Origin of the sequence: Pseudomonas sp. CFBP2511 (assembly GCF_030209255.1) — a bacterium.
Classification (GTDB): domain Bacteria; phylum Pseudomonadota; class Gammaproteobacteria; order Pseudomonadales; family Pseudomonadaceae; genus Aquipseudomonas; species Aquipseudomonas avellanae.
Genome location: NZ_JARVSI010000001.1, coordinates 114,135 through 131,376 on the forward strand (window position 1 = coordinate 114,135; position 17,242 = coordinate 131,376).

Consider the following 17,242-nt stretch of genomic DNA (forward strand, 5'->3'; position numbering starts at 1 on the left):
TCCAAGGAAGGAAACCATGCTTGATCAACCGCTGCTCAGTTCTCTATTTGAGGAAGATTATCTTCTCCGCGAACTAGGACAAGTCGCCCACGCGCCTCAGGTAGCACTGACGGAGCTAGTAGCCAACGCTTGGGATGCCGGAGCCTCGAAAGTCGAAGTTATTCTCCCATCAGAAATCGGTGGCACCCTGACTGTAGCCGACGATGGTCATGGGATGACACCTGAACTCTTCGTCAAGCGTTGGATGACCCTTCGCTATCAGCGACTCAAGCATCAGGGCCCACGGGTTGAATTTCCCGCTATGAGAGCGTGGCAACCGCGCAAAGCCTATGGCCGGAACGGGATCGGTCGTCACGGGTTGCTCTGCTTTGCTGACGAATACAGTGTGGAAACCTGGCGGGACGGCACCCTCGGACAGTTCATCGTTGGCACAGGTGCCGGCGCCAGCCCCTTTGTTCTTAAATGGCAAGACAAAGGCACGCGAGAAGGATCGGGCACCAAGCTTTCTGTGTCCGTGACTCGAAAGCTTCCGGAGATCGAAGAGATTTTGACCGTCCTGGCGGCTCGCTTCATTCATGACCCGGAGTTTGAAATCCGTGTGAATGGCATCCCGCTGAATTTCGACCGGCTCGATGGGCACATCCGTGAATCAGTACTCACTTTGAAAGATGGCCGAAGCGCAAAAGTCATCATCATAGATTCCACCCGTTTGAATCATTCATCAATCCACCAAGGGATTGCGTTTTGGGTCGATAAGCGCCTTGTCGGCGACCCTTCCTGGGCTATCGGCCAGATAGCTAACTTTGACGGACGCACGCGTTTTGCGAAACGTTACAAAGTAATCGTCGATACCGAAGGGTTCGACCAACACGTGGAACCCGACTGGACAGGCTTCAGGAACTCAGCGGAGGTCAAAGAGCTGTTCGCAGCCACCGCCCAGCATATCGAGAAGGTCTCGCTTGAGCTTGCCTCTGAAGTGGTCGAAGCCACATCCGAGGATGCCCTTGTCCAAAACCGGGTAGAGCTTAAAACGCTGGGCAAAGGCGCACAGCGCGAGGTCACCAAGTTCACAAAAGCCATCGCCGAGGCCCATCCGACGATTTCGCCGGATTTCTTGGCCACTGCCGTAAAGGCAGTGATCAACCTTGAAAAATCAAAAAGCGGTGCCGCTCTCCTACGGAAGCTCGCGGAGCTCACCTCGACGGATATTGATGGGCTCGACACACTTCTTACCGATTGGTCGGTCAAGGATGCCTTACGCGTCTTGGATGAGATTGACGACCGTCTTCGAGTTGTCGAGGCCATCAGCCGACTCTCAGCTGATCGGAACACGGATGAGCTACACACGCTCCACCCTCTGCTTCTGCGCTCTCGCTGGATCTTCGGGCCAGAGTACGAGTCGATGGAGTACACGTCGAACAGCACGCTGCGAAACTTAGCCAAGCAGCTCTGGGGCGATCAGGATGCCCAGTTCATCAATGATAAAAGGCGTCCTGACATCGTGGTACTGCCAGATCAGTCCAGCATACAGCTCAGCGGATTTGAGACCTTCAATCCTGCGGATGTGGCCTTGGTACAAATGCAGAACATTCTGTTAATAGAGCTCAAGCGTGGCGGATTTGAACTGAAACGCGGCGAGGTCTACCAGGCTGACGGATATGTCCAGGACATTTGCTCATCAGGGTTTGTGCAGGGATCGCCGTATGTAACGGCTTGGGTGGTAGGCCATTCGATTGCCAAAGGCGTGGCTCCAGAAAAATACGTGCTGGATATGCATGGGCAAACCCAAGGACGTGTTCGTGCGACGACGTATGCCTCGCTCGTAGATACGGCCAACTTGCGCCTAATGCGGCTGCGCAAAACGCTTGCTGAACGCTACGACAACTTCCCGATTGATAAGCTTCTAAACAAAGTGCTTTCTATTTCTGAGCAGCATGAGCTCGGGCTTTCTGGCTCAGCCGTCGCAAACGACCCCTTGGCTGCCGCGTCGTAAACATCGGCACGCTGGAAGAGCAATGACGTTCGGAGCGATGCCGGGGATAGACATGGAGTCAAGTATGATCAGTAATGACGAACCGAAACGCTCTGAATTAGAGATGGCTTCTATTGAAGACTTCGAGCAGACCAAGATCGGCAGTTTGATGCAGTTCATTGATACGTTGGAGTTCTACACCATGGACTCCCAGCTCCGAACTCTTTACAAGCAGGCGTGCGCTGAAGGGAATCATGCAGCGTCTCGCGCATACCGGATGCTGATGGTCGTCTGCAGCTATCACTTCTCAGTCGACCGACATGACGCATTTGGCCCAAGAGCAATCAAGGATGGTATGCGCACCCCTATTCCCGCTGATATAGCTGGGCCGCAGAGCCATGTACTCGCCAACATCGCGGAGCAAATCGATCATCCTTTGATCCGTGCCCGCGTTGCCGATGTGGCATGGTACAACCACAGAAAACTACAACCTACCGCCACCCTAGCCATAGAATCGTACTGCCAAACGGTTACATTCTACCTTGAAGACAAACTATCTTTCGCCTACGAGCCAGCCTCCGGCCTTTCATCAAAAATTGTTGATCTGATTGAGAGGGTTTTTCACATCATTACAGGTACCGGCAAGCAGAACTCGCTGCCTGAGATCGCCACTGCCACATGGAAACAGTTGTACTTTCAAGCGAAAGAACTGGGTTGCTTCCCGTCCTTCAACCGACTTGCCCTTCTTGGACAAACATTCAAACTCATCGAATGGTCACAGGTCGCCAAGGATGCGGAGCACGCCGCTGAGACGAGCAAGCTCAATGACTATGCCATGGCCGTCAAGAGTGTCTGGGAATTGGCCGCACATGCACACAAACAATCCAAAGACTACGAAGCCTTTAAGCACTGTAAGCTGAAGTCCATTGAACAGACGCTCAAGATGCGCGAAGGGGTCGACAGCTTTATGGCCAAAGCGAGCTGGACGCGGGACGCCATCCGGGAGCTGCGTTCAATTCCAGGGATGCAGAAGGAGCAGGAAAAACTGAAGGTCGAGTTGCTCGATCAGCAAGCACAAGCTGCCCATGAGCTTTCACCCTTCTGCACGCCCATGGACTTTTCTATGGAACGCACAGGTACTGTTGATATATTCAAGGATTTAACGCTTCCGGACTTTCTTTACAGGTTTGCCCATATCTGCGCCATTCCGGAAAAAATGGCGCTGCACACGGATGTTATTAAAGCTCGTAGTGATTCTTTCCTGTCCGACCTCTTCAGTGGGCAGCTCTACACGGACGTTTTAGGGCGGGTCGTCAACCAGGCGCCAACTAGCAACCTCAACGACACACCATCGTCGGAATGGTACGACCATCAATGCCTGCCATACCTGGATTTTCACTATCAGTATTGGGTCGAAAGCCGCGTAAAGCCTGCTGCCCGAACACTGCTGACCAACTTTGCCACTGACGACAGGCATCTGATGGCCATTGCCTCAGCCAGCCCTTTCGTAGCATCTGGTTTTGAAGGCACTTATGCATTGGGCCTGGCACGCTTTCTTCAGGGCGACATGATGTCTGCCTGTCACCTACTATTCCCCCAGCTTGAAAACTCGCTGCGCCATGTGCTCAGCAATGCCGGGATCGACACCTCAAAACTCAATGAAGAAATGCTTCAGGAAGACAGGTCAATCAGTGGACTACTCAAAAATAGGCGGGAGCAATTGGAGTCGATTTTTGGCGTAGACCTGATCTACACCATTGATCTGCTGTTCAACATGAAGGGAGGCCCAAGCTTGCGCCACGAGATGGCTCACGGAAAACTGGCATCTGAATCCTGTTACCTCGCTTCCAGTATCTACGCCTGCTGGCTCATGTACCACCTCGCCTGTCTCCCTCTGCTTGCACATTGGAAAACTCACGTAGCACCGGAACTGGAGTTGATCGCCCTTTAAGAGCGCTATAGCCTTGGAGGCAGCGCCCCGGTAATCATCCCGGGGCTGGTGTCACTTGCCTTTACGTGGGAACTGAGAAAAGGCTTGCACCATCTGAGCCAAGGAATCAACCAAAGACTCTAGCATCTGGCAGCCTTGAGCCACCGGTTCAGCCTGGTGATCGACGCCAACCAGAAAAAACGCATTGGCGAACTCGGAAGACGGAAGATGGGCATCAGCCTGTCTTAGTTCATTGATTCCTACTAATACCTTGGTCAACGCTCTCGCGTCATCTAGGCTTATGCCCTTCTGCAACGCGCCCTCCAAATGCTTGATCGAGCCTGGCTTCTGGCCAGGCGGCGGAGCCAGCACTGATAACGCACTGCCATCCATCGACTCCACCGTTACCCTAGCTAGATCTTTGGCTAATTCAAGCACGCCGGTTATTTCCAACGCCCGGAACCGGTGGATCCTGCCGAAGATGCCTTCAATCGCATGATGAGGCGCAAACAAGGGCTTACCGGTTAACTTTCGAAACTCAGCATTAAGCTCGTCATACGTCGATCGCAGCCTCATCTCCGGCGCTTTTGTACTTGCAGGGTCTGCTTTCATTTGCGATGCCAGCAGCTCTGCAGAAACGCCCCCGTCTGGCACCATGTTGGCACCGGCCCAAACACGCTGCTGCCAAAGCGGAAGCCGTCCGATGTCCTTGGCATACACATTGATAAACCCGAGATCGTTTAGACCAAAATGAACGCTGTATCCACGTGAAATTCCGATGGTACCGGTGTCCCGTGTATACCAATTCAGAGAGGAGCCTCGATAACTGCCAAGAAGTGCCGTCACGTTCGGGCGGAACCATAACCAGCGTCCACTGTTAGCAAGTTGATCACCACTCAAACGTTCCCCGGAGCCGTCAACCGCGAAGTCCACTTTCGTAAGCGGCGGCTCACCCAGCACCCGCTCACTGACCTTCGAGGGCTCGACTACATCGTTTTTCCAAAGCGAACCACTCAAATTTTGCAACTTGCGCCCCTGATGCTTGATCGACCAGGTTGTGGACACAACAGCATCGTCGCTTGGAAGTCCGGCGACCGGGACTTCGTCATCCTTGTCAATGTCAGTGCGCGATGCGTGGAAAACGCCAGTTGAGGAGCCATAGGGCATGCCGCCTTCGTGTATTGACCGGTTGATACCCTCCCACTTATCCCCATCCTTTACTTCTTCCACCAGATCTGAAGCCCAGCCGATATGAGAGGCATCCGACACAACCTGAGAGCGACTTCGATAACTCGAAATCAGCAGATACATCCCCCGGGCTTTCAGATAATCACGAAGATGCTCATTACGAACCTCAAGCAGCACAGGACTACCACACTCGTCGCGGGCGAGCCTCACGACTTCCTGAAAACCCTCGGCAGGTCGTAGCCAACTGTCACCTTGTCGTTGCAAGCCCAGTGAGATCACAAAATCTTGATGCAAATGCCATTCGCTGGGGGCTTCCCCATCAAAGCTTTGTTCGATGACAAGCCCGGTGCCCAATGCATCGCCGCGGTGGCTCCCCCAATCACCCGCCCAATAGTAGGTCGTGATCCGTACCGGCTCTGGAGGTTCAGAAGCATCTGGGGTAGTTGATCCTGCTGGCTGTACAGGCTTCAGTATTGTTGAGCCGACACTCAACTCTAGGGTTAAATTTGTAAAAGGCAGACGCAATGAGGCCACCGGTTTGCCCTGCCCAATCTCGGCTCTTCGGTTTTTCTCCAAACCCTTTCCAGCTTGATCAACAGCATCCGCTGCCACATCATCTGTTCGAACATATCGGGTTTCCGTGCCCCCAGTGAAGGTGATGTCGCCGATGTCACCCCAGTCCACTTTAGATATCTGCTCACGATTCGCGAGATCAAACATCACAGAGCTAAGCCCGAAATAATCTTCAAGGTAGCCCTCCCGACCCACCTCCCCGTCCTTAGAGATCACTGAGTTGGCACGAAGTGGAATCCAGACCCTATCAGCGAACGATGCTTTTCGGATCTTGGCCATTTCAAACCAGGCTTGCGGCTTGCATTCTGCGGTTTTGGGTATAACTGCTACGGCGGCTTGGGCTCCGGCAGCTTCTCTCATAACTAGCACTACCGCCATGTCACGCGCATGATTGATCGCATCAAGATGCTCACGCAGCGCTTTGCGGATTTCTTCAGGTGGGATCATCTGATCAATCGCATCGGCAGAGAAGAACGCGCCCGGATTCGTGAAAGCGTTTGTGTCGGAATACCACAGTACGAAGCTTGGGCCCTGATCGATAACTTCTTGAGTGCGACTGAGGTCAGTCCAGGCACTGCGCCAATGCTCAAGAACTGCCATGACCTGACCATCCTGGTTGGAAGGATGGATCTCGGCTTGGTAGCCTTCTTCGGAGGCGTCCATGGCACCATCCATTCCGTGTTTCTCCACCATCAGCCCGTCTCCCCATGTGTGGCCGTAAACCATGAGGGATTTAACCACGGTCTAAGGTAGGCTTGGCAGAGCGAATGTTGAATGCAACCCTCACCATTTAGAGACGCTTGGGAATGTGTTGTGGAGCACCCGGCCCTGACGGGCATTAGCTGCCACCGGTGATCATCGACGCAGGAATGGAGCGCTCTTGATGCCGTCGTTGTACCTGCGCGGGCAACCATTTGGGTCAATGAGAACACTGAATCTACAAGGGAAACGCGCGCCAGCTTATCCGATGCCAGACACCGAGGAATGCGATGACGGAGACAACTACGCCCGTGACTCCGCGGCCTTAGGAAGGAAGCTGCGCGTCGGCGGCGTCTCATCCCACTTCGATAGGAACGTCGAGGCCCTGAACAATGATGATGAAGACTCCCAGCCCTTTCCAAACGGCCTCCCTGCAGCGCTTGAGCAGCTAAGCGGCAGGCGATGCCCAGTATGTCTTGTTAGCCCTCAGCCCCTGAGGAACGGCTCGATATCGGGGTTTGAAGGCCCTCTGCGCTTGGGTTTCCGCTATAGCTCCCAGAAAATAAGCTCGCGTAAACGTGACGAGTCACAAGCCTGTCAATCGTCACAATTTGATTGCTTTCCCAAGGCGGATGATGTGAGAATCGGTCGTGGCTGAAGAGCTGATGTGCTTAGGTGCCTACCATTAGTGAGGATTAAATTATGAAATTACGCCTTGAATTGATTGCCAAAGAAATTGATTTGGGTCTGTTCTGATCTAGTTCCCATGCTTTAGGCAACTAAGCGCCAACCCATCAGGGTGGCGCTTTTTTATTGAGTGAACGAAATGCTTTTCAAGTTCGTAAACCGTTTCAAATTTGTCTTTCCTGCCCTGTACACTCTTGTATTCGTGCTTATGATCGCCGCCCTCGGCTATCTGTTCTACCAGCAGGCATATTGCAGCGGCTGCTCGATCACCCAAATAAATCCGTCAGCCTACCTGATGCCGATCCTCGCGTACCTCAGCATTGGCTTGGTAGGGACAACCATCGGCTTCACCCGAAAAACGGCAAGCGAGAAAAATGCACTCGATTTCGTGAAAGAGATGGCGGAGCTCGCGCAGCACCTGCAAGACTTGTTCAGGGTTCGTCAGGGAATGATGTTGAGCAACGGCAAGCTTGATAGACGAAAAGCTTCGGCCTATATGGAGAGTCTGGTTCCACAGACAGAATTGCCCAAAACTGTCTTTCCAGATGTTCAGCCTGCCAATGACGTTATGACCCCCAAGCCTACAATGGCGGATCAGCCTGAGGCTGATAGATGTACCGCCGCAAACAAAACAACAGGCGAGGTACCTGAAGAATCTGCTGCGAATGCAAAAGGTGCATCGAAGCCCACCGATGATGCAGCAAAGGCGGAAGTCAGTCCGAAGACGAAGCACCGCCAGTCAGCTGTTGCCATCCTTAATGCTATGGAGGGCTGCGCCAATGCCATCCGTTACGGGATATACGATGAAGACTTCATCTATAACATCTACGGCAGCCATTTCATTGAGCTCTACGAGCTGACATATGGATTCATCAAAGCCCGGCAGATCAAGCAAGCTCGTATCTGGGTGAATTTCGAATGGCTAGCGGTGAAATGGACGCTGCGTCGCAACATCACCGGGGTAATCTCGAAGGAATCGATCGAGACCTCCTACATCATCAACCAGGCGTTGGCGGCCTTGAAGGAACATAACAAAACCAGGCCTATCGTGAATACCCTTAAGAGGTATGAGGGCAAGCTGGAGCGCCGCAAGTTTCCGATGTGACTGTCAGTCAGAATCAGCGCTGTCGTATCCTCCTAGATATGAGAGCGTTCGTTCCGAGCTCTATGCAGTATCAGTCCCACGGCGCGATACGGGCTCATTAACCGCCTCATATTTGCGCCTTCCCGGTAGCTTTCAAACTCATCGAACATCACAACGTCCGGCCGCGGGATCGGCTGGCCTGGTCTCCAGCATGTCATGGGTTGGTTGGGTAACAAGACTGGGGCGTCGTGTGGGGATTGATTCATGAGCGGATGGTGGTCTTCTTGGTGGCTGGGCTTGGGATGAGCGACTCGTCATTCGCGTTTAGCATGACATCAACGGCGTCGAGGATTGCATGCATAGGAAGACCCTCGAAGACTTCTACGAAACTTAATCTCGAATCCTGTACATGGTTGATCTGCTACGCCCTAGCTGTCGTCAGCCCCATTTTACGAATGCATCTAGGAGTGGACTTCGGGCAAGCGGAGCGCGCAGCGGTAAGGATGAAAGCTCGAACGCAAGGACGGTCACTCATGGCGGGGCTTTGTCCACGACCGCCGGCCCGGTAAAACATGGTAAAAGACGCTTCGCTTCAAAGCCCGCCTCTGCCCCTATTAGCGATAATTGATGATCATAAACGCATCATTAAAGGGAGCGCGCCTGAACGCCGTCGTATTGTCTGCGCGGGTACCAGGCAGCAAGTCCGCCTCCCCTGGCCTCGTCAATCCGACGGTAGATGTCGACGTACTCATTACCGAAGTTCGTACCATTCTCAACGGTTGGGATAACGAATATCTGCTCGTTTCGCTTCATACCATCTGCATAGCCAATTTCCCAAGGGCACCACCTCGATACCATTGAGTTTGGTGTGGCCAAGAAAAGAAAGAGGTCGGCTTCCACAATCTTGTTTTTGATCTTTTTAGCAGTATCTCCATTAGTGGTTGGCGGCATCTCACTGTCCATCCAATCGACATAAAGGTGCAGCCCCTCCTCCCTGAAAACCTCGATCAAGCCTTGAACTAAGGTTCTGTCCTTGTGGCTATGGCAAAGAAACGCGGTTCTATAACCCAGAGCTCGGGCGGCTTGAGAGTTACTGGCTGTAGTATATTGACGACTGCGCGTGGCCGCAGATCGAAGGGTACGAAGATCGATTGGCACTGTAATATCCTGTAATGCATTGTTTCTTACGCTACGAGGCTAAGGGAGATGATAGCCGAATGTTGTTTGAAGCTCGTCTTTGAGGATTCGCTGCAGACATTTCCCTCTCCCCCATTGGATGCCATAGGCATCCGCTAAACGAGTTTCAGAAGATGCTGGCCGCCGCAGCAATCGAAATGATCACCGCGCCATGAAAAACCAGAATCGTCTTTGAAAAGCAAGCTTGAAAGAAGTCGCTATTTCCGCTGGTTACCAAAGGCATCATAGCAAAATCAACTTGATCAGGATTCAACAGCCGAATTTTGTCATAAAGCTTGCGATAGTTACGTTCCAGGGCAAGAAAATATCCATCCAACCCCCACAGCGCAATGGCCGGCGCGAGAGCGTATATTGCAAAACCTTTATTGTCCTGAGCTGCTGCCAGTGCGAATAACCCCGAAATCAGCAGTACTGACCACCCTTTGAGAAGAAATGAGTTTGTAGACAACCGATTGATAACGGACTGTACGAATTCAAGGTGCTTAAGTTTTCTGTCCACTTAAAGAACCCTGTTTGGATTACGGTAAAGATTTGCTGCAGCGGTTATGAATGCTTGGGGGTCGTTTTTTATCTTAATACTGTTCAACCAGCTCAAGAATTTACTGTAGGTCAGAGCCTTCAGGTGCTCCGTCTCAGCCTTGTGGTAGATAGAAGCAGATTCGGACTTGTAAGACTCCATTCCATCCAAGAGATTTTTGCTTTGCTCGATCTGCCAGAGCATATGACTAAATGTCAATTCCATATGAATCCAAGCCGAGTGAGTCTTTTTCTCGTCTTGAACAGAATGCTTTGTTGAAATTGAGTTTTCGGTATTCAAGAATAAAAGCATGGATGAATGCATTATCATCTTTTGCAATGCGGTTGCCAGAATCATATTTACGTGAGCCGCAGACCGATTGAGCCGTTCATAGCTGTAGTGTGCTTGTCCAAAAGGAATAGAGTATTTGTTGTCGATTGCCCTGAGCAGCTCATAAGCGGAGCCCCAAAACATAGAATCAACAAATGCAACAATTCCACGTTTCCTGAGATCATGAGCTAACTGAATGGCCTTAGATCTATCATTAAACGAATGGGAGATGAAAACATCACACCGCATTTCTGGAAAGAGATGCTTTGCAATTAATTCTGCATCAATACTTTGATTATCGCTCAAAAAGTATTTGGTAAGATCAACGACCTTGTTGCTGAGGTCATGTTTATGACGATTAACAACCAAAGGGTCTACGAGAATCTCATTCTCCTGCACCGCCATTTCAAAACCGTAATGCATAGTCATACTCCTTTGTCATTAAGCACTGCACGTGAGCGCTTGGGCGCAGGCATTTCCTTTATAAAATCTTTGCTTATATTTAGATTCTTGATAAACAGCCTGTCATAATCTAGGAGCTCATCATCTTCTACAACCGCACCTCCTATCATAGAGGCAGCACCGCCCGGACTGTGCAACGCGAGCGCTATGGCATACGGATGCATTCTTCTAAATAGCCGATATTCTTGCCTAATGCCTTTCTTACCACCAATAAATACGGCCGAATCATAATCAAAGTCGGCAAATATTTGCTTTCTCATGATAGACAAGCTTTTTTCGACCGTTTCGGCGGCGGGAGTAAGAACTAAGTTGGCAAAGCGGAGACTCTCAGTAGGAAAGCTGGCTTCGAAATATTTGCTCTGAAATATCGTCACCGCATTCTTGTTCTTGATACCTAGTTCTTCACAGACGGCTAAAATCAAAGGGGAAATTGACGGGTGCCCACCAAAAACCAAATGCTTGCGTCCCACGACGCTAAACAGAAAGGCGCGCAGTGCTGCCTGTATCAGTACAGGGCTGCAGCCTTTGTAGTACTCGCTGTCGCTGCTCGGAACGCTGGCGGAAAGGAAAATGCTGCTCATATTCAGGGCCTCTAGGTGCTTCAGTGGCTATACATCATAATGCCGTCATGTCATCAACCCGGGTCAAGGACTCCCAAGGATCTACGTGCCAGATTGATGCCACACACTGAACTCCCAAGCAGCATCTTCAGTTGTTACCAGCCGGACATGATCAGTGACATAGCCCGCAAACCACTCCATGTGAGCTCGCCATTTCCTTTCCTTGATACCGACATGGTAGTAAACAACGGCAACAGGAGGGGTGTGCATATTCAGAGTTGCTTCGTACAGCGCATAGCTCGTAGGAACGCCGAGCTCAGGGTAGACCGTGATGTTTTTCCCACGCATCGATACGATCAAGCTTCGGCTAACCGATTGGCCTATGATCTCTCCGCCATATTCGGCCAGCGTATGGCCAAGTTTGCTGACCACTTTGGCGTATCTACTCGCTACGCTTTGAGTGCGAAGTAGCTCGACCAATCGGACGATCTCATCCAGATGGGTATCTGCGATTCTTCGGTTAAGCTCGGGTTCGACGCCACTTGCTGCACTTACTGCTGGAGCAAAGGACGTCTCAGATAGTATTACCTCCCCTCCGATGATCTGGCTCGCTTTGGACTCTACATCGGGCCAAGCGACTCTTAACACTGACAGCCCGCGCAGGGTGGCCCGCGCGAACTCAGCCTCAGTCCAGCGGCTGTCGAAATATCCGGGCGTGTCTAGGTAGATCATCACGTCCGAATCACACAGCTTCTGCCAGAGTACCTCTTGGAAATGCTCTCCAGACTGAATGCCGTGAGTGTCAAGGAATACATCGTACTGACGGGCGGACAGTGCTGCGAAGAGCTGTAGGGCCACCTCAGTGGACTCTACACGGCGATAGCTAAGGAAGATGCGCCGCTGCCTTGGGATGAGCGCAGCACTCTCCAGCAAAGCGGTAGCAAGGGTATTAGCCCCATCGCTTACCTCAAGCCCATTGAGAGCTCCAAGCTTGCCAGGAAACTCCGACGCAAATCTGGATTTGGTACTGGCAACAGGAATCAATGGAACACGACGCTGCATCAGCTTTTCAATCGCTGCCTGCTCATGATTAGCAACGTCGAAGCATAAGGCCGCGCTGCAACGGTCGATCGCCGGCTTGAATTCCAGAGCGCTTCCTTCGAACAAGCTGACATCCCGGCCGACCACGAGGCCCAGAGTCTCCAAGCCGCTATAAATTGACTCGCGAAGTGACGGCATAAGATTCTGAGGGATATTCCCAAGAAGCCCCAGGCAATAAAGGGGTGCGTGATCGTCCATGAAACCTACCCGAAATCGACTGAGAAATTGATGGCGATAAGCTACCAGATATACGTTCTATTGGCTTGCGAATCTTGTGCTTACCAGACCTCGACTTATCGAGCCGTCAGCTTGTAGAACGTGAAGTTATGTTCTCAGGGGCGGATTGCGGGTAAACATCTCTAGGAGCGGATTTGTGGATGTGCGCTTGTGGAGCTGCTTGGCTGGGGACTGGGGGATGTGGCTAGGCGGCTGGCCGTAGGGTGCTGCGATACTGAGGGGGTGCCAAGGACGCGCTGCCCTGCGCCAAGGCGTTGGAACCATCACGCGTAAACCGGTGAAAATCTGCGAGGCCTTCGGAGGTTCTCATGTCAACGAAGATGGTGCGTTTTCACCTAGATTAGGGGTGCGGAAGACTTATTCTTGAAGGACTGAGGGGCGAAAAATTCCTTTATGTAAACCTCGAAACCCAATGAATCCGGGCCTATAGGGAAAATAGAGGCTCCGATCAGGCAAGATAGCGTGGGTGGTGAAGAAACCTAGTTTACAAACATCGAAAAAAAGTGGTTTGAGGGGCTTGTTTACATTTAGGATCTAGCGGATGCTATAAATACGACGTCCAGATCGATTCGATCATGGCTGATACCCAGTAGATACGGGAGATCAAGGTGACGAGGGTTTGCCTGGAGGTCAAAGTCGGAAATTTGAGAGAGGTTTACCCTTTACACTGAAGATAGATAACATCTCGGTAAACCGGTCACACAGCACCACTTCGCCACGCGCCAGCGCGGGACGGATGACCTCGGCCAGATGTTGCGCACGTGCAGCGAACACCAGCAACAGCTCGGTGTCGGCGCTCATGCCTTCATCACTGGGGGCCAGCAGCAGCTCGCGAATACGCTCGGCCAGCGGCGTACCGCCCGGCTCGCGGGTCAGCAATACCTGAACACCCTGCGCTCGCAGTTGCGCCGCCAGATAGTCGCGATTGGTGCTTTTGCCTGCACCTTCCGGACCTTCAAGAGTGATAAACAAGCCAGTCACAGGTCATCCTTAGTCGTCATTATTGCGTATCCGGCTCGGACTGCGGGGCATCCGGTGCAGTCTCGGGCTCGGGTGGTGAAGCAGGCGAATCGGCGGCAGGTGCCCCTGTCGGAGCCGGTGCCGCAGCAGGCGCGGGGCTCGAGCGGTAATCGGCACGGCGCTTGAGCTGATAATCACGCACAGCCGAATTGTGCGCATCAAGATCGTCAGAAAACACATGGCTGCCGTCACCCTTGGCGACGAAATACAGGCTGCTGCCCGCCACCGGGTTGAGCGCAGCATGAATGGCCTCGCGCCCCACCAGCGAAATCGGTGTCGGCGGCATACCGGCTATTACGTAGGTATTGTAGGGCGTGGGCTCTCTGAGATTGGCGCGGGTCAACTTGCCGTTGTAGCGCTCGCCCATGCCATAGATCACGGTCGGGTCGGTCTGCAGTTGCATGCCCAGCTTCAAGCGGCGCACGAATACGCCTGCAATCTGCCCGCGCTCCTGAGGCACACCGGTTTCCTTCTCGACCATCGACGCCATGATCAGGGCTTGATAAGGATTGGAATAAGGCGCTTCTGACGATCTTGCCTGCCACTCCTCATCCAGCACTTCTTCCAGGCGGTTATAGGCTTGTTTGAGCAATTCGGCATCGGTCATGCCGCGCACGTAGCGGTAGGTGTCTGGGAAGAAGCGGCCTTCAGGGAACACGTCGGGGTGGCCGATTTTCGCCATCAACTCACTGTCGGACAGCCCCGCGAGCGTTTGATCGAGCTTGGCCTGCTTGGCCAGCGCAGCGCGAACCTGACGGAAATTCCAGCCTTCAACCAGCGTCAGGCTGTACTGCACGACCTCCTTGCGCTTCCAGACATCGAACAGGGCGTTGACGTCCATGCCCGGCAGCATGCGGTATTCACCGCTGTGCAGGGGCTGCCCCGAAAGGTTGAAACGCCAGTACAGGCGCAGCCAGAAAGCGTCCTTGATCACGCCATCGACTTGCAAGCGGTTGAGAACGCCGGTGGGCGTGGAGCCAGCCGGAACATCGAGCAATTGCTCCTGAGCCACCTTGAGCGGCTGGTTCAGCGCCTCTTTCTGCTGCCAGAAAGCAAAGCCGAGCAGCAGGACCGCCAGAACGATGGCGGTTTCCAGCAACACCAATAATTTTCGGATCACGAATCAGATATCCAGAAGGGCGCGAGCGATGCCTTGCAGTTTACGGGTGAGCGGACCAACCGGCCAGTTCAGCGCTGCAAACCTGCACACTGGCCAGACGCCGTAGACGCTGTTGCACAGAAACACTTCGTCCGCCGCTTCGAGGTCGGACAAGTGCACGTCCCGGATATCGACAGCCAGTCCCAGGTTTCGTGCCTGATCGAGCAACTCGGCGCGCATCACGCCTGCGACCCCGCAACGGCTCAGGTCAGCGGTCAACAGGCGCCCGGCGCTGACCAGAAACAGGTTGCTGTAAACACCTTCGATCAGCCGCCCGGAGGTGTCGCACATCAACCCCTCGGCGTGTTCGCTGTCGCTCCATTCGGAACGCGCCAGCACTTGTTCAAGGCGATTCAGGTGCTTGAGCCCGGCCAGCAGCGGCTGCTCGGCCAGACGGGTCTGGCAGGCAAACAGGCGCACGCCCTGCTCGGCATGCGCAACCGGGTAAGCCGGCGCGGGGCTGCCCAGTAGAATTCGACGTGATTGAATATCGGGAGCCGGGGCATAACCGCGCTGGCTGTCGCCACGGGTGAGAATCAGCTTCATGACCCCGTCGCCAAGTTCGGCAGCGAAACGGGTCATTTCTGTGCGGACCAGCACCTGATCGATTGCAATTGCCAGGCGCTGGCAGCCGTTTTCGAGACGCTGCAAGTGACGCTCAAGAAGCAATGGCTGACCACCCTTGACGGCGACGGTTTCAAACACTCCGTCACCGTACGCAAGCCCCCTGTCCTTGACAGACAGGGTGTCTGCGCAGCAGCCATCAACCCACGCGAGCATTACTCGGCGAACCGACGAAACACCAGCGAGCCATTGGTGCCACCGAACCCGAAGGAGTTCGACAGGACTACATCAATCGGCATCCGGCGCGCTTCGTGAGGCACAAAGTTCAAGTCGCAGCCTTCGCTCGGTTCATCCAGATTGATGGTCGGCGGAGCCACCTGATCAACCATTGCCAGCACGCTGAAAATTGCCTCGACCGCACCGGCAGCACCCAGCAAGTGGCCGGTCATCGACTTGGTCGAGCTGACCGCCAGCTTGTAGGCGTGATCACCGAACACCGACTTGATTGCAGATGCCTCGGCCAGATCGCCCGCAGGTGTCGAGGTACCGTGTGCGTTGATGTACTGCACCTGATCCGCATTGACCTTGGCATCACGCAGGGCGTTGACGATGCAACGTGCGGCGCCGGCACCGTCATCAGGCGGGGAGGTCATGTGATAGGCGTCGCCACTCATGCCAAACCCGACCAGTTCGGCATAGATGGTCGCGCCGCGCGCTTTGGCGTGCTCGAGTTCTTCAAGCACCATCGCACCGGCACCGTCGGACAGCACGAAACCGTCACGGCCTTTGTCCCAAGGGCGGCTGGCACGCGTAGGGTCGTCGTTGCGGGTCGACAACGCGCGCGCAGCGCCGAAGCCGCCCAGACCGAGGCCACAGGCTGCCATTTCAGCACCACCGGCAATCATCACGTCAGCTTCGTCGTAGGCGATGTTGCGCGCCGCCATGCCGATGCAGTGAGTCGCAGTCGTGCACGCTGTGGCGATGGCGTAGTTAGGCCCCTGTGCACCCAGATGGATAGACAGGAAACCGGAAATCATGTTGATGATCGAGCCTGGCACAAAAAACGGAGAAATCCGCCCTGGACCTTGCTCATGCAGCAGACGACTGCTGTTTTCGATGTTGGTCAGACCACCGATGCCCGAACCCATTGCCACGCCGATGCGCTCACGGTTTGCATCAGTGACTTCAAGGCCGGCATTACGCACCGCCTGAAAGCTGGCTGCGAGGCCGTACTGAATGAAGAGATCGAGCCGACGCGCTTCTTTGGGCGCCAGGTATTCTTCGACGTTGAAACCCTTGACCGAACCGCCGAAACGGGTGGTGAAGGCTGACAAGTCCGTGTGCTCGATAAGGCCAATGCCACTGCGGCCCGCCAGAATGCCTTGCCAACTGCTGGGCACGTCATTGCCCAGTGGCGAAAGCATGCCCATCCCGGTGACCACGACGCGTCTACGCGACACAGGACTCTCCTTCTCTCTTGTTTACAGAACAATCACAGCGTTTTTAAAGAAAAAACCGCACGCCGATTAAAGCAGTGCGGTTTTCCCGTGACAGCAGTCAGCGATTACAAATCTTAAGCCTGATGGCTGTTGACGTAGTCGATTGCTGCTTGAACGGTCGTGATCTTTTCCGCTTCTTCGTCAGGGATTTCGGTCTCGAATTCCTCTTCCAGAGCCATTACCAGCTCAACGGTGTCCAGGGAGTCAGCGCCCAGGTCTTCAACGAAAGAAGCAGTGTTGACAACCTCTTCTGATTTGACGCCAAGTTGCTCGGCAACGATTTTCTTGACGCGCTCTTCGATGGTGCTCATACCTAGTTTTAACTCCTAGTGGAAATGTTCAGGCATCTGGCCAGTGGGTAAGTGTATAGAAGAGGTTTTGCGAATTTCAAGCTTAACGCTCTCCCCTTATGCCCAACCGTACCTTCACCCATTCATAGATTGCAGCTTTATAACGGATTTTA

Annotated in this window: 13 protein-coding genes and 1 pseudogene; 3 read left to right on the forward strand and 11 right to left on the reverse strand. The window is 53.5% G+C overall.

The window, feature by feature from the left end; translation table 11 throughout:
• The first annotated feature begins 16 nt into the window (after nt 1-16).
• Together QRN38_RS00510 and QRN38_RS00515 are read left to right on the forward strand one after the other, a co-directional pair.
• Complete coding sequence (locus QRN38_RS00510; protein ID WP_057417590.1) at nt 17-1,993, forward strand: ATP-binding protein; 1,977 nt, start codon at nt 17-19, stop codon at nt 1,991-1,993.
• 64 nt (nt 1,994-2,057) lie between these two features.
• Nucleotides 2,058-3,923 carry a DUF7380 domain-containing protein gene (locus QRN38_RS00515; protein ID WP_235814499.1) on the forward strand — a complete coding sequence of 622 codons (1,866 nt, stop codon included), beginning with the start codon at nt 2,058-2,060 and terminating at the stop codon, nt 3,921-3,923.
• A gap of 51 nt (nt 3,924-3,974) precedes the next feature.
• Here QRN38_RS00515 and QRN38_RS00520 read toward each other — a convergent pair whose 3' ends face one another.
• Nucleotides 3,975-6,326 (reverse strand): hypothetical protein, encoded by a 2,352-nt coding sequence (locus QRN38_RS00520; RefSeq protein ID WP_144433543.1) that lies wholly within the window; start codon nt 6,324-6,326, stop codon nt 3,975-3,977.
• An 862-nt stretch (nt 6,327-7,188) separates the two neighbouring features.
• Here QRN38_RS00520 and QRN38_RS00525 point away from each other — a divergent pair.
• Entirely contained in the window at nt 7,189-8,154 is a 966-nt protein-coding gene (locus QRN38_RS00525; RefSeq protein ID WP_057417593.1) for a DUF4760 domain-containing protein, read from the forward strand.
• Nucleotides 8,155-8,778: 624 nt separating this feature from the next.
• Here QRN38_RS00525 and QRN38_RS00530 read toward each other — a convergent pair.
• The 10 genes and pseudogenes from QRN38_RS00530 to acpP form a co-directional block, all read right to left on the reverse strand.
• Nucleotides 8,779-9,291 carry a toll/interleukin-1 receptor domain-containing protein gene (locus tag QRN38_RS00530; RefSeq protein WP_057417594.1) on the reverse strand — a complete coding sequence of 171 codons (513 nt, stop codon included), beginning with the start codon at nt 9,289-9,291 and terminating at the stop codon, nt 8,779-8,781.
• A 145-nt stretch (nt 9,292-9,436) separates the two neighbouring features.
• Nucleotides 9,437-9,829 (reverse strand): hypothetical protein, encoded by a 393-nt coding sequence (locus tag QRN38_RS00535; RefSeq protein ID WP_057417595.1) that lies wholly within the window; start codon nt 9,827-9,829, stop codon nt 9,437-9,439.
• The gene (locus QRN38_RS00540) at nt 9,830-10,600 is read right to left on the reverse strand and encodes a toll/interleukin-1 receptor domain-containing protein (RefSeq protein ID WP_057417596.1); all 771 of its coding nucleotides are present in this window, start codon (nt 10,598-10,600) and stop codon (nt 9,830-9,832) included.
• A gap of 2 nt (nt 10,601-10,602) precedes the next feature.
• Nucleotides 10,603-11,220: a Thoeris type III anti-phage system protein ThcA gene (gene thcA, locus QRN38_RS00545; protein ID WP_057417597.1), complete on the reverse strand. Its 618-nt coding sequence runs from the start codon at nt 11,218-11,220 to the stop codon at nt 10,603-10,605.
• A gap of 81 nt (nt 11,221-11,301) precedes the next feature.
• Nucleotides 11,302-12,498, reverse strand: coding sequence for a Thoeris type III anti-phage system protein ThcB4 (thcB4, locus tag QRN38_RS00550; protein ID WP_057417598.1), 1,197 nt, complete (start codon nt 12,496-12,498; stop codon nt 11,302-11,304).
• 672 nt (nt 12,499-13,170) lie between these two features.
• A pseudogene (tmk, locus tag QRN38_RS00555) lies at nt 13,171-13,518 on the reverse strand (dTMP kinase); the annotation flags it as partial.
• Between the two features lie 19 nt (nt 13,519-13,537).
• Complete coding sequence (mltG, locus tag QRN38_RS00560; RefSeq protein WP_057417599.1) at nt 13,538-14,677, reverse strand: endolytic transglycosylase MltG; 1,140 nt, start codon at nt 14,675-14,677, stop codon at nt 13,538-13,540.
• Between the two features lie 3 nt (nt 14,678-14,680).
• Complete coding sequence (gene pabC / locus QRN38_RS00565; protein WP_057417600.1) at nt 14,681-15,496, reverse strand: aminodeoxychorismate lyase; 816 nt, start codon at nt 15,494-15,496, stop codon at nt 14,681-14,683.
• Nucleotides 15,496-16,740 carry a beta-ketoacyl-ACP synthase II gene (fabF, locus tag QRN38_RS00570; RefSeq protein ID WP_011104743.1) on the reverse strand — a complete coding sequence of 415 codons (1,245 nt, stop codon included), beginning with the start codon at nt 16,738-16,740 and terminating at the stop codon, nt 15,496-15,498. The genes pabC and fabF overlap by 1 nt, the downstream gene beginning before the upstream one ends.
• A 113-nt stretch (nt 16,741-16,853) precedes the next feature.
• The gene (gene acpP / locus QRN38_RS00575) at nt 16,854-17,090 is read right to left on the reverse strand and encodes an acyl carrier protein (RefSeq protein ID WP_003381096.1); all 237 of its coding nucleotides are present in this window, start codon (nt 17,088-17,090) and stop codon (nt 16,854-16,856) included.
• Nucleotides 17,091-17,242: the final 152 nt, after the last annotated feature.